Raw genomic sequence first — 13,701 nt, forward strand, 5'->3', positions numbered from 1 at the left:
CGCCATGCGAACACCGCGCTCACTCGGCCTTGCGCTACTTCTGGGCGAATTGCGCGCCCATCCCGGACGCGCCATCATAGGCATCCTTGCCGTGGCCATCGGTGTGGCAATGGGCTATGGCGTGCATCTGGTCAACCATGCTGCGCTGGCGGAGTTTTCCCAGGCGGTGCGCTCCTTGATGGGGAATGCCGATCTGGAGATCCGCGGGCCGCGCATGGGCTTCGACGAATCGCTCTATCCGCGCATCGCGGGCCTGCCGGAGGTGGCGGCGGCCAGCCCCGTGGTGGAGGTCAATGCGCGGGTGCCGGGGCGCACCGGTGCGCTGACGCTGTTTGGCATCGATGTGTTCCGGGCGGCGCCGGTGGCACCCAATCTGATCGGGCGGCCTGCCGAGGAGCGCGCGGGCAAGCTCGACGTTCTCGATCCCGATGCCGTGTTCCTTTCGCCGGCGGCGCTGAGCTGGCTCGATCTCAAGCCAGGGGACCCGCTCACCGTGCAAGTCGGGCTCACCGCGCTTACGCTGCGTATTGCCGGCACGCTGCCGGCGGCGGGCGAGGGCCTGCGCCTGGGCGTGATGGATATCGGTGCGGCGCAGTGGCGCCTCGACCGGCTTGGCCTGCTGCAGCGGATCGACCTCAAGCTCAGGCCGGGAGTGGACAGCGACAACTTTGCGCAAGCGCTGGCCGCGCTGCTGCCGCCAGGGGTGGTGGCGGGTTCGCCGCAGGACAACGTGCGCCGAACTTCCAACCTGTCGCGCGCCTATCGGGTGAACCTGAACGTGCTTGCGCTGGTGGCGTTGTTCACAGGCGCCTTCCTGGTGTTCACGATGCAGGCTGTATCGGTACTGCGGCGGCGCTCGCAGCTTGCCCTGTTGCGCGCCCTGGGGGTGACACGCGGTGGTCTGCTGCGACTGCTGCTGGCGGAGGGCGCGGCTCAAGGCGCGCTCGGCGCGATGCTCGGCCTGGCGCTTGGCTTTGTCCTCGCCGCCACGGTGCTCGGGTACGCGGGCGGCGATCTGGGCGGTGGCTACTTTGAAGGTGTACAGCCCAAGGTCCGCTTCGACGCGCCGGCAGCGCTGATCTTCTTCGCGCTCGGCCTGTCGGCGGCGGTGCTCGGCAGTCTCGCACCGGCATGGGAGGCCGCCCGCGCGCGGCCGGCGCAGGCGCTTAAGGCGGGCGATGAAGAGGCACCACTCAAGCGGCTACGCTCGCCGTGGACCGGGCTTGCTGCGATGGCAGCCGGGCTTGGGTTGACGCCACTGCGGCCGGTGGCGGATCTGCCGGTCTTCGGTTATGCGGCGATTGCGCTTCTGTTGGTGGGCGCCATCCTGCTGATGCCACGGCTGGCGCATCTTGTGTTCGGCTTGCTGCCCCCTTCGCGACAGCCTGTGCCGCAGCTTGCCCTGACCCAGCTAGCCGGCGCGCCGGGCCGCGCAGCCATCGCCCTGGCCGGCATTGTCTCCAGCTTTAGCCTGATGGCCGCGATGGCGATTATGGTGTCAAGCTTCCGCATTTCGGTGGACGATTGGCTGCACAATGTCCTGCCGGCCGACCTCTATTTGCGTGCTTCGTCAAGCGGCGATAGCGCGTATTTCTCGCTTGACGACCAAGCGGCCATCGCCAGCGTCCGTGGCGTTGCGCGTGCCGAGTTTCTACGTTCGAGCCAGATCCTGCTTGATCCCGAGCGTCCCCCCGTAACGGTCATTGCCAGGCCGATCGATCCGCGCAATCCGGGCGCACGGTTGCCGCTGACGGCTGCGCCTGTCGCGGCGCAGCCGGGTGATCCGCCGGCGGTATGGGTCAGCGAGGCGATGGTCGACCTCTATGGCTTCCGCCCGGGGCAACGTATCACGCTGCCGCTGCAGGGCCGGCCCGTCGCCTTCCTGGTAGGCGGCGTGTGGCGCGACTACGCACGCCAGTTTGGTACGGTGGTGATCAGCCAGGACGATTATCGGCGGCTCACGGACGAGCGGCGTGTCACTGACGTCGCCCTGTGGCTGGAGCAGGGCAGCGGCCCGGCGCAGGTCAAGGAGAGGCTGCGCCAGCGCGTCGCCGGCGGTGAATACATTACCTTCGCCGAGCCCGGCGAGATTCGCACCATCACCTTGAAAATCTTCGACCGCAGCTTCGCAGTGACCTACCTGCTGGAGGGTATAGCGGTCGTGATAGGCCTGTTCGGCATCGGTGCCAGTTTCAGCGCGCAGGCCTTGGCGCGTGCGCGCGAATTCGGCATGCTGCGGCATCTCGGCTTCATGCGTTGGCAGATCGGCGCGATGCTGGCACTGGAGGGCGCGTTACTCGCTCTGCTTGGCGTGGTAGCCGGTCTTGCGCTGGGATGGGTCATCGCCGTGATCCTGGTTCACATTGTCAACCCGCAGTCGTTCCACTGGACCATGAGTTTGCATATGCCTTGGGCATTCCTGGCCCAGGTGGCGAGCGCGGTGGTGGCGGCGGCCTCGCTGGCTGCCCTGGCGAGCGGGCGGCGGGCGATGTGGCGCAGCGCCGTGCGCGCGGTGCAGGAGGATTGGTGAAGAGGCGCTCATTCCTGCTGTTGTTGCCGGGTTCCGGCGCGGCGGCCGCAGTGCTGGGCGCAGCGCCCGCTTATCCGCCAGTCGACGCAGGCCGAACCCTGGCCTTCCCGCGCGACCATGGCGCGCACCCCGACTATCGCACCGAATGGTGGTATGCCACCGGCTGGCTGCAGACGCAGGCAGGAGCGCCGCTCGGCTTTCAGGTTACGTTCTTCCGCTCGCGCCCGCAGTTTGACCAGGCCAACCCAAGCCGCTTCGCGCCGCAGCAACTCCTGTTCGCCAATGTCGCACTGAGCGATCCCGCGGCCGGCAGGCTCCAACACGACCAGCGCGCGGCGCGCAGCGGCTTCGGCCTGGCGCTTGCCGATACTGCCGATACCGATGTGTACATCGACAACTGGTCGCTGCGCCGAGAGACGACGGGGCGCTACCGAGCCAGATTTCCCGCGCGGGATTTCACGCTCGATCTGACAATGGAGCCAACCCAACGGTTGCTGCTACAGGGCGAACGGGGATACAGCCGCAAGGGCCCGCTGGCGGCCCAGGCGAGCTATTACTACAGCCAGCCGAGGCTCAAGGTGAGCGGCACCTTGGAGCGGCGCAGCCTGCAGGAAACCGTGCACGGCACCGCCTGGCTGGATCACGAATGGTCGTCGACCTTACTGGCCGATGAGGCCGTCGGCTGGGACTGGCTCGGCCTCAACCTGGATGACGGCGGCGCGTTGATGGCCTTCCAGATTCGGGACAAGGCGGGGCGCAAGTTCTGGGGAGGCGGCACGCTGCGCGGCAGCGACGGTCGCGTCCAGCTACTGGCTCCCGAAGAGGTCAATTTCATGCCGGCGCGCCGTTGGCGCTCGCCTCGTACCGGCACGAGCTATCCGGTTGCCATGCGGTTGAACGCAGGCGATCTCACGCTCGAACTGGTACCGCTGATGGATGATCAGGAACTCGATAGCCGCGCGAGCACCGGCGCGGTCTATTGGGAGGGCGCGGTGAGGGCGTTGCGGGGAGGCAAGGCGGTCGGACGGGGCTACCTCGAACTGACCGGGTATTTCCAGCGCCTCAATCTTTGACTTGAGGCACGGCCCGGGCAAATGGAGCAGCCCGCCGCCCGGCACGTTCTACGGGAGCCAGTGGCGGGTGACGACCGGCGACCCGACGGGTATCGGGCACCCCGTATTCCCAGCGAGATCTGGAATACGACACGGCTTCCGGTCTAGGCCGCCTGAAAGTTCTGGTACCCGAAAAGTAAAGACCCCACACTTCGAAAAGGGTGGGGTTTGGCAGCAGTCTGAAGCCCATATCCGGACGAACTACTTCGCCAAGGGATGCGAAGAGGGCGCCTGAAGGAGCACTCCCCAGGACCCATGTGGACCAATCTGGGGGGACCGGGTTCGGGGGGAGGGCGCCCCGACCAGAGCTTGCAGCCCCTTAGAGGGAGGCGCGGTCAGACGCAATGTAGTACCTGGCGCCGTCGGTATAGGTGTCGAATTTGCCGCTTTTCGCGCCGTCAGTGTAAACATCGTACTTCCCAGACCGCGCGCCGTCAGTGTAAGTGTCGAATTTGCCGCTCTTTGCAAACGCCGGAGCGGCCGACAGGGCGGCAGCGAGTGCGACGACAGCGATCAGGGCATGGCGATTGGTATTCATGGCTCACCTCTTTCTTCGAACTGGTGGATGCCATTCCTTTGGTCCAGTGTTTCTTGCACTGCAGCATCCGAAGACCGCATCTTAGGGATTTCCCCCATAAAGGTAAACACCTACGCTCACAATGACCGGTTTCAATACCCACAATAATCTGGCCTGAACTGGAAAAATTCTGGCTGAGGCCGTCAAGATGGCGACCGAACGCGACAGGGCTTGCAACTCGGGCTGCCCTCCAGATCGCAACGCGACCGGCATGTGTGTTGGGACCAAGCCCTGGCAAATTGCCTTCGCTGTCCCCCAATGCAGGAGCCCGGTGCCAGAATGGGGCACGCCGGGATCTGTGCGGGGGTACTGGGCAACTGGTATTCCTACCGCGATTTGGTCTACGACCGCGGACCAGCCGCTCACGTTGTGTGGCTTCCCCTTAAGAATCAACGCGCTCGCAGCGGCAAGCACCCTTGCGCTAGAGACTCTTCAGATCAGCCAGGAGTGCTTGCGCCGTGCGAATATCAGTGAGTTCACTTCCTTCCCTCATGCTTTCGCAGGCGGGCTGCAGCACGGCGTATGCATTTTCAATGTCACCCGTTGCTGCCAACAGGCGTGCAAGGCTGATCGCCGCCCGAAGCCCGACAAAACTGGCGCCCTGCCTTTGCGCAACCGCGATCGCCTCGCGAAGGGACGCGAGTGCTTCTTCTCGTCGCACGGGGCACTGAGCTGCGAGCAATTCGCCTTTCAGACGCAGCATTTCCGAGAGCTGGAAGCGTCCGCCGTGCTGATTGACAGCGGCGAGCGCCCGATCGATCTCGACGAGCCCTGCCTCTGGTTTGCCCGCGCGGCCAAGCGCTTCGCCAAGCAGCGCATTGAAGTACGGCAGCCCCATTTCGGCACCCGTTGCACTGATTGCTGAAATGCCCTCCCGCATCCGTTCTATGCCCTCGTCGAGATCGCCCAGCTGCGCCAACGCCCAACCCAGCTGAAACGTCCCTTGCGACAGCAGCAAGGGCAACAAGTACTCCTCGCAAATTGCAATTTCCCGCGCCGCCCACTGTCTCGCCAGCTCCGGCTCGCCACGCAGGAGATGCGCGAAGCTACACGTCCAGTATGCCAATGCCGTCGTCAGTGGATGACCAAGTTCTTGCGCGAGTTCCAGCGCCTCGTCGCAAATCGACAGCGATTTGTCCGGGTATCCGCGCAGGCACTGCACCAACGCGGTGAAGCATCGGCAGCACACACCAGGATCATGTCCAGAGTATTTGAATGTCAGCGCGTGGTCTCGCTCGCGCTCGTAAAGGACCATTCCTCTTGAGCTATGAAACTCTGCAGTAGCGTATTCACCCATGAAAAAACTATTCGTCCAGAAAAGATGATGCGTCTCGATTTGCATCCCGTGGTCATGCGAACCCGCCGTCAGAGCTGTGCAACGGTTGCCGAGTTCGCGGGCGATTTCCGACTCGCCACGGATCATTCGATACTGTCCTTCGCCCCGTAGCACGGTGAACAGTTCGCTCTGGTCTCCAAGCTCCTCGCAGAGCGCCCTCGCCTGCGTATACGCGTCAAGCACTTCTTTCGCCGCCCAGCCCTTCGCCGCCATCATGGTCACGCCCAGGACCTTTTGATAATCGAGTTCGTGCCTGAGCAGGGCAGGGGTGCGAGGCAACGTCCGGATGATCTCGAGCCCTCTGTTCAGGTGCTCAACCGCCTGCAGATACGCGGACCGCTGAAGCGCCTTGCCCGCGGACTGGTACAGATAATGAACAGCCTTGTCCCACAGTTCGCCCAGAAGCGCGTGATGCGCGAGGCGTTCGACATGCTCGTCGAGACGTTGCGCGTAAAGTCGCTCGATGACATCCACAAGCTGTACGTGCACTGAGCGTCGCCGCTCTTTGAGTACGCTTGCATAAGCGACACGATGCGTGAGCGCGTGCTTGAAGGTGTATTGCTGATGCGGCAAAAACCGGGTCTGATAGACGAATTCAGCCGCCTGCAGATCAGCCAGCAGATCGAGCACCTGTTCGCGGTCGAGATCGGCTATCGGCTGCAGAAGATCGACCGGAAACTCATGACCGATCACGGCCGCCATCTGCAGCAGGATCTTCTGCCGCACGGACAGGCGATCGATCCGCGAAGCAAGGACCGCATGCACGGTCGATGGAATATCGGTGTGTCCAGATAAGGACACGTTATCCAGTCGGTGTAAGTCCGACCGAGGCAAAAGACTCAAGCCTCGTAGCTTGGGAGGCGTCATGGCGCGAAAGCAAGATGACGGAGCCCTCCGACAGTATGCTCAGAAAGGAGTGTATGCAACGCACCAGGTTGCAACGTGCAGTGAACGCAGATGTAGCCTCGTCACACGAAAACCCGGTGGCTGAGACGGTCGATAACGCGCGAAAGCAGCAAGAGTTGTCCGAAACGAGTCCGATGCGGCAACTCTCACCGGCGGGGTATCAGCGGCGACATGGTGTGAAGGATAACGTGGAAACTGGAGAAGCCCTCGGCACCCGGCGGAGAAATCCCGTCGAGGAGATGTCCGCTATAACCGCGAGTGGGAAATGCGGGCATAGGTGCCAGGGTGACGGATCGGGTCGTAGTACTGTCGATGGGCGTGCAGCAAAACGCGCCCGGAGGGAAGGGCCCGGACCGGTGAGTACTCCGCCCAACAAGGTGAGGCAGGGATGAAATGACAAAGGCATCCGGCAGTCTGCAGGAACTGAGAAGGCGGATATATCGCAAGGCGAAGTCTGACAAGACTCATCGCTTCTGGGGGCTCTTCGTACATATTGCGAAGAGTGAAACCCTCGACGAGGCCTACCGTATCGCCAAGAGGAACGGCGGTGCGCCGGGAATCGATGATCTGAGTTTTGAAGACATCGAGGCATCGGGACGTACTGTATTCCTTGCGGAGATTCAGGCAGACCTCAAAACAGGCAGGTATGAACCCAAGCCGAACCGCAGGGTAGAGATCCCGAAGAGCAATGGCAAGGTCCGCGTTCTCCAGGTTCCTTGCATCCGCGACCGCGTGGTGCAGGGGGCGCTGAAACTGATCCTCGAAGCGGTATTCGAGGCGGACTTCTGCCCGAACTCCTACGGGTTCCGACCGAAGCGGTCCCCACACCGCGCGCTGGCGGAAGTCAGACGCAGTGTGCTGCGGCGCATGTCGACGGTGGTTGATGTGGATTTGTCGCGCTACTTTGACACAATTCAACATTCAACCCTGTTGGGCAAGATCGCGAAGCGCATTCAGGATCCTCAGGTCATGCACTTGGTCAAGCAGGTTATCAAAGCAGCGGGCAAAGTTGGGGTACCGCAAGGTGGCCCATTTAGCCCACTCGCTGCGAACATCTACTTGAATGAGATTGACTGGATGTTCGATGAGATTCGACGCAAGACGGCACAGGGCCCTTACGAGGCAGTGAACTATCACCGGTTTGCTGACGACATTGTCATCACCGTCAGTGGCCACCACACCAAACGCGGCTGGGCTGAACGTGCCCTGCAGCGTTTGCGGGAACAACTCGTGCCGCTAGGCGTCGAGTTGAACACGGAGAAAACCATTGTGGTGGATACATTGAAGGAGGACGCCTTTGGGTTTCTGGGATTCGACCTGCGTCGCGTGCGCAAACGAGCGGGGAACGGGTACTTCGTCCTGATGACCCCCAAGAAGAAGGCTCGCCAAGCCATCAAGGCGAGGATCCGCGACATCATCCGGCATGGAGGCTCGACCCCGGCCGTGAAACTGGTCGCGAAACTCAACGCTGCGGTGGCGGGATGGGTCAACTACTTCCGGGTCGGCAACGCCAGTCGCGCCTTCAGCGAGGTGCGCGACTATCTGGAAATGAAGGTTCGAACCCTGCTAACGCGGCGCAAGCGACGCCAGAAGACGAGCATCGGGTGGCGACGATGGAGTAACGAGTACCTCTACGGAGTCCTGGGACTGTTCTGGGACTGGAAGACGCGCCCGCTGTCGGGCGCGGAGGGGTTCGCGTGAAAGTGGTCGCCACACCGATAGGACTCATAACCCTTGCGATGAATCTCACTGGGTGAGCTGCTTGAGGGAAAACCTCACGAGCAGTTCTTATGGGGAGGGGCTGGAAACGGGCCGGACAAGCCGAGCACCGCGCCAGTCCTTTACCCGACAACGTGTCGATGGCTCGAACCATCTGGTAGGCACCCATCTGGCCGACCAGTGCGCCCGCATCTGCCAGCGCACGAACAGACTCTTCCAGGAAAAGCGGCGTGCCTCCCGTGCGCTCGATCAGGCGCCGGCGAAGCGCGGAAAGCCCGCCATCGTCGCCGAGCAGCGACCGCAGCAGCAGTTCCGCGCTTTCGGCGCCGAGACTGTCCACGTGCAGTTGGGAAAAATAGCTCTTGCCAAACCATTTGTGCCGATACTCGGGTCGATGGGTCACGAGAAGCAACACGCGCGCCGCACCGATGAAGTCGACGAGATGATCGAGCACAGCCTGGGTGCCGTCATCGATCCAGTGCAGATCCTCGACAACGAGTATCAATGGACGGTGCTCACTCGCGCGGATCACAAGAGTGGCAACCGCTTCGAGCGTGCGCTTGCGCCTTTGCGGCGAACTCGCCATCTCCCATTGCGGATTGTCGGGCGGCAAGTCCAGCAATGCAGCCAGCGCGGGACGCGTCGACGCGAGCGCCGGGTCGACCGCGTTGACGCCGCGACGAAGCTTGTCGGCTGCCTCGGCCAGGGTGTCGCGCTCGCCGATGCCGAACCATGTTCGTAGCAGGTTGGCGAGCGGAAGATAGATCGCGCTCGTGTCGTGTGAGGTTGTGCCGGTTTCGAATTTTGTCCATCCGGCCGCTTGTTCCGAGTTGACAAACTCGTGCACGAGGCGAGACTTTCCCACGCCCGGTTCTCCTACGATCGCGCATACCTGGCCTGCGCTGCGTCCGGCACGTTCGAGCATCCCCTGCAAACTGGCCATCTCCGCGTCGCGGCCGACAAAACGTGTGAGGCCGCGTACGGTGCGAGCGTTCCAGCGAAGACGCAACGCGGACTTCGTACGCAGCATGAAAATTTCGACGGGAGGCGTCGCGCCAGGAAGCGGCCCCGCGCGAGGATCCGAGACTTCGATGAAGCCTTCCGCACACCGCACCGTGTCGGCGCTCACGCCGATCTCTCCGGCAGAGAGCGCGGCCTCTATTTGATTTGCAAGCTGCGGTACAGAGCCAAGCGCGTCATAGTGCTGCGACCGGTCGTTTCCAATCGTCCGGACCACGGCCTCGCCAGAATGTATGCCGATACGTACGTCCAGAGGCCGGTCAATGAGCGCCGAAATGCGGTCGCGCATCGCGAGGGCTGCATAACAGGCTTGCACCGCATGGTCTTCGTGTGCGGCAGGCGCCCCAAACAGTGCCGTCACACCATCACTTCTGAACTGGGTGACCAAGCCGCCAAATCGCTGAACAGCGTCGACCATTGCTTTCAGCACAGGGTCGACGCGCTCAAGCGCCATTTCGGGATCCAAGTCGCTAATCGGCTCGCGCACGCGCGCACAGAGCACACTTAGCTGCTTACGCTCCGCCGGCAATACCGTCGCATTTTCTGCTTCGTACTCAGCGCGCCACGCGCTGCCGGACTGTTCAGCCGGCTCCCCGACAGAGACAACTGGACCTGCAGGCTCTCTATCTCCGCCTGAATCCTGGATTCGGGCTGCCAGACGTTGCGTGCCCTCTGCGGGGGCAATGCCAAGTTCGGTATTGAGCACACGGACGCATTCCTGATACTGGCGAACGGCAGCGTCCCGGCGTCCCGTCCTCGCATACAGCCTGATAAGCACCGCATGGGCCCATTCGAGTAATGGATCCAAAGCCAGTACTTTGCTTGCCGCCGCAATTGCACGATCAAATTCGCCAGACTGCTCATAATGGCTGACGAGTTCGGCGAACACTTCCACAGCGCGCTCATGAAACCAGCGACGCTCGACCATCATCCACTGCTCGAAGGGCTCCTCACGCAGGCCAAAACCATCGAGTAGCGCGCCCCGATAGAGCGCCACAGCCTTTGCCAGTGAATCGGGAGACCGCTCAGTCGCGAGGTGCGTGAATCGCAGCGCGTCGACTTCCACGAGATGTGCGTCGAGCCATATGACATCCGGCTCCGCTTTCAACAATGGCGGTGCGTTCGGCAGAATCCGGCGCAAGCTCGACAGTGTCTGCCGCAAACTGGCTCTTGCCTGCTCTTCAGCGCTGCGCTCCCAGAACACGCTTGCCAGTTGCTCTCGCGAGCGCAGCATGCCTGGCGACAAGGCAAGGTAGGCCAGGATGGCCTTGCTCTTCCTGGTGGGAAAGTCCAGCGGCACATGCTGCCCAGCAAGCCGGATGTGCAAGCCTCCGAGGACTTCGATCTTGAGCCGGGTCATGTCGTGCGTGAGGTGATGCGTCGCCCTCAAACAGTTTACTCCGCGCTGCACGACATTCAGGCATCCCATGCAGCCTGCCTGCCTGCCTGCCTGCCCGCCTGTCCTTCATGAGTCTCATTTTTTTGACGGCGTTTTTACGCAGACGCGCACGCTGTTCACGGATCGATGACGACCGCCAACGATAGTTGGATCGTGACGATGCCGTACGCCCAACCTGGCTGACACGTTCGAGGGGCCGGGACATCCCGGGCGGCACCGGCACAGTACGCCAGGCGGCAGCTCACGCGCCCCAGAGCCTCAGAACCTCAGAACCGTCGCCCGGCTTCCGAACACGTGCGGGGCGAGAGGACCTCCTCGCTCGCGGCGGCCACGGGACGTGTGAGGTATGCGTGAATCGCAATTGAAGGAGATGTTTCAATGGAAACCATGACTGATGGGCACAAGCTCAACACCAACCGCTACGCCAAGTGTATCGCTGCGTCCAAGCGCGTCCGCTGGGATATCGACCGCGACGTGATTCGCGGCCGATGCTTCGATTTTACGAAGAAATTTCTCCCGGACGCGCTATCGAAGGTCGATTCTCTCGCCTTTCTTGGTCCCGACGAGCAGCGCCTGCTCAGTCAGATTCAGGGCCGCACTTACGCAAACATGTTTGGCCTCGTCGAACGCTTCATTGCAGCGAAGGTACTGGAGATGAGCGGCCCATACCGCCTCGGCGACCAAAGCGCGCTCGAGGCACTCGTCCGGTTCACTGATGAAGAAATCAAGCATCAGGAGCTGTTTCGCCGCATCGAACGCATGTGCGCCGAAGGCATGCCAGCCGGCTACACGTTTGTGCCGGAAGCAAACAGCGTGGCGTCGTTCGTACTCGCGAAGTCCACATGGGCAGTGCTCGCTCTAACCTGTCACATCGAACTCTTCGTGCTCGCGCACTATCGCGGCAGCATGGACGGGGACCCGAATTCGTCTGAACTATGGAAGGATGTCTTTCTCTATCACTGGCGCGAGGAATCACAGCATGCGATTCTGGATGAAATCGAATGGCAACGCGAAGATGCGAGGCTTTCGCCTGAAGAACGTGACGCAGGTGTCAACGATCTGATCGAACTGATCGCCGCCGTCGACGGCATGCTGCAAACACAGGCTCGCGCGGACGCTGATTACTTTGCGATGATCTGCGGACGATCGCTGCCGATGGCTGACAGGGAATCTGTGCGCATGAGCCTGCTTGCAGCATACAGGTGGCAATACATCATTTCCGGAGTGCAGGAACCCCGCTTCAGTCAGATTCTCAGCGGCATGATCACCGGGAAGCAGGTGTCTCGAATCGAAACTGCGATGGCACCAATCATGAGTTAGCGCGCGACAGCGCCGGCTGCGAACTTCCCCGTTCGCGGCCGGTAAGTATCCCGTCGCGCGCCCCCTATTGCAACAGGTAGAGCGAACGTTGCCCCTCGTTTGCCCGATCACCTGTACCGGCGATTGCACCCATGGATTTGACGCCGGAACAATCCGCGTCACTCCCGGTGCCAGCGCAACCAGCGAAAGCGAGCACCAAGGCCGCGAATCCCGTGCACACGAACTTGCTCATGAATATGTCCTTCAGATTCCAATAGGTAAGGGGAGTGGTCCGCAAGGGGTATTTCCCCCGCATGTCTCCATCCGCTGTATCAAGTGGGCCTGATGTTCTGATTCACGCGGAACAGATTTGCCGGGTCGTACTTCCGCTTGATCTCCGCCAGGCGCGCATAGTTGTCGCGATAGGCCGCCTTCACGTTGTCATTACCCTCGTCCATCATCATGTTGATGTAGCCTCCGCCTGCCGCGTACGGGTGCAGCGCCAGCCAATAGTCCTTCGCCCACTGAGTCATGCGATCGTTGTTGGCCGGGTCGGGATCCACGCCGACAATCACGCTGGCGAAGTTCGCATCGCGGTAGCTGAACGCGGTGTCGTTTCGGCCTGCGCGATGCGCCGCGCCGTTGATCGGATACAGGTGCATGGTCGAATGCATCGTCGGCAACTGCTGCCCGTACTTGATGTACAGGTCAATCGCCTTGTCGCTCAGGTCGCTCACGAAGTCGGCTTTCCAGTACCACTGCAAGCCAGGCGGATACAGCGCGTCGAAGAGGCTCTGCAGGACCGGCCATGGAATGGGCCCGGCAAAGTCCACTGCTGGCGGCACGGTGTCGCGAATCGGCTGGAAGCGGGCTTCGGCTTCATCCAGCGGGCCGGTGTAGCACCACACCACGGCGCACATCTTTTGCAGGTGAACAGCGTCGGGGAACGGCGGCGCGGGCGGAACCGTAACGAAGCCGAACCAGCCATTGATGTCCTGCGGCGCGGTCAAGATGAACTCGCGCCACCATTTCATCAACTCGCGCGCCTTGTCCATTGGCCACAGCATCGGGCCGCCGTAGACCGTGCCGACGGGATGGGCCTTGAACTCGAACGACGTGACCACGCCGAAATTGCCACCGCCGCCGCGCAGCGCCCAGAACAGGTCCGCGTTTTCGTCGTCGCTGGCATTGACCAAGCGTCCGTCGGCCAGCACAACCTCCGCACTGAGCAGGTTATCGATCGTCAAACCGAATGCTCGGCTGAGATAGCCAATGCCCCCGCCAAGCGTCAGCCCGCCCACGCCGGTGGTCGAGATGAATCCGCTGGGCGTCGCCAGGCCATAGGGGCTTGCGGCATGATCCACATCGCCCCAAGTGCAGCCACCGCCGACGCGGAGCGTCCTGCGCTTCGCATTGACAAACACGCCTTTCATCGGTGACAGATCAATCACCAGTCCGCCATCGCATGTGCCGAGCCCGGCGCCATTGTGTGCGCCTCCGCGCACGGCCAACATCAGTCCCCCGTCTCGCGCGGCGTTCACCGCCGCAATGACGTCTGCAACGTCGGTGCAGCGCGCGATCAGCGCCGGGCGCTTGTCGATCATTCCGTTGTACACCTTGCGCGCCTGGTCGTAGGTCGCATCACCAGGTTGAATCAATTCGCCCCGAAAATGCGGTTTGAGCGCGGTTGCGACGGTCTCATTCAGCGAAGATTCCATGGCTGCCTCCTGCACGGTTGGTATGCAGTAGTTGTATCAATCGCAGCGTCTGGAAAGCGTTAGGTCGGGCGTTAGATGTGAGATT

At 62.1% G+C, this 13,701-nt stretch carries 8 protein-coding genes and 1 pseudogene; 4 read left to right on the forward strand and 5 right to left on the reverse strand.

Going from position 1 to position 13,701, the window contains the following annotated elements:
• The first annotated feature begins 4 nt into the window (after window positions 1–4).
• Both K307_RS33790 and K307_RS33795 read left to right on the forward strand, forming a co-directional pair.
• Window positions 5–2,530: an FtsX-like permease family protein gene (locus tag K307_RS33790; RefSeq protein ID WP_042885376.1), complete on the forward strand. Its 2,526-nt coding sequence runs from the start codon at window positions 5–7 to the stop codon at window positions 2,528–2,530.
• Window positions 2,527–3,603: a lipocalin-like domain-containing protein gene (locus K307_RS33795; RefSeq protein ID WP_042885377.1), complete on the forward strand. Its 1,077-nt coding sequence runs from the start codon at window positions 2,527–2,529 to the stop codon at window positions 3,601–3,603. Before K307_RS33790 ends, K307_RS33795 begins: the two co-directional genes overlap by 4 nt.
• 358 nt (window positions 3,604–3,961) lie before the next feature.
• Here K307_RS33795 and K307_RS33800 read toward each other — a convergent pair whose 3' ends face one another.
• Complete coding sequence (locus K307_RS33800; RefSeq protein WP_042885378.1) at window positions 3,962–4,180, reverse strand: hypothetical protein; 219 nt, start codon at window positions 4,178–4,180, stop codon at window positions 3,962–3,964.
• 460 nt (window positions 4,181–4,640) lie between these two features.
• Entirely contained in the window at window positions 4,641–6,356 is a 1,716-nt protein-coding gene (locus K307_RS33805) for an ATP-binding protein (protein WP_230626222.1), read from the reverse strand.
• Between the two features lie 498 nt (window positions 6,357–6,854).
• Between K307_RS33805 and ltrA the strand changes: the two genes are divergently transcribed.
• Window positions 6,855–8,162, forward strand: coding sequence for a group II intron reverse transcriptase/maturase (ltrA, locus tag K307_RS33810; protein WP_042876603.1), 1,308 nt, complete (start codon window positions 6,855–6,857; stop codon window positions 8,160–8,162).
• Between the two features lie 439 nt (window positions 8,163–8,601).
• Here ltrA and K307_RS46720 read toward each other — a convergent pair.
• Window positions 8,602–10,629 (reverse strand): annotated as a pseudogene (locus K307_RS46720) (AAA family ATPase); the annotation flags it as partial.
• Window positions 10,630–10,977: 348 nt separating this feature from the next.
• Here K307_RS46720 and K307_RS33830 point away from each other — a divergent pair.
• Window positions 10,978–11,919, forward strand: a complete 942-nt coding sequence (locus K307_RS33830; RefSeq protein WP_042885382.1) for a hypothetical protein — start codon at window positions 10,978–10,980, stop codon at window positions 11,917–11,919.
• A 64-nt stretch (window positions 11,920–11,983) separates the two neighbouring features.
• Here the strand turns inward: K307_RS33830 and K307_RS33835 are convergent, their stop codons facing one another.
• Both K307_RS33835 and K307_RS33840 read right to left on the reverse strand, forming a co-directional pair.
• Window positions 11,984–12,151, reverse strand: coding sequence for a hypothetical protein (locus tag K307_RS33835; RefSeq protein WP_155301315.1), 168 nt, complete (start codon window positions 12,149–12,151; stop codon window positions 11,984–11,986).
• Between the two features lie 79 nt (window positions 12,152–12,230).
• Window positions 12,231–13,616, reverse strand: coding sequence for an FAD-binding oxidoreductase (locus K307_RS33840; protein ID WP_042885384.1), 1,386 nt, complete (start codon window positions 13,614–13,616; stop codon window positions 12,231–12,233).
• Window positions 13,617–13,701 lie beyond the last annotated feature (85 nt).

This window comes from Cupriavidus necator A5-1 (genome assembly GCF_000744095.1).
Taxonomy (GTDB): domain Bacteria; phylum Pseudomonadota; class Gammaproteobacteria; order Burkholderiales; family Burkholderiaceae; genus Cupriavidus; species Cupriavidus necator_A.

Excerpts from the sequence above, each read along its gene's own strand:
- K307_RS33790 (WP_042885376.1), top strand. The coding sequence starts at position 5 with ATGCGAACACCGCGCTCACTCGGCCTTGCGCTACTTCTGGGCGAATTG.
- K307_RS33800 (WP_042885378.1), bottom strand. The coding sequence starts at position 4,180 with ATGAATACCAATCGCCATGCCCTGATCGCTGTCGTCGCACTCGCTGCC.
- ltrA (WP_042876603.1), top strand. The coding sequence starts at position 6,855 with ATGACAAAGGCATCCGGCAGTCTGCAGGAACTGAGAAGGCGGATATAT.
- K307_RS33830 (WP_042885382.1), top strand. The coding sequence starts at position 10,978 with ATGGAAACCATGACTGATGGGCACAAGCTCAACACCAACCGCTACGCC.
- K307_RS33835 (WP_155301315.1), bottom strand. The coding sequence starts at position 12,151 with ATGAGCAAGTTCGTGTGCACGGGATTCGCGGCCTTGGTGCTCGCTTTC.
- K307_RS33840 (WP_042885384.1), bottom strand. The coding sequence starts at position 13,616 with ATGGAATCTTCGCTGAATGAGACCGTCGCAACCGCGCTCAAACCGCAT.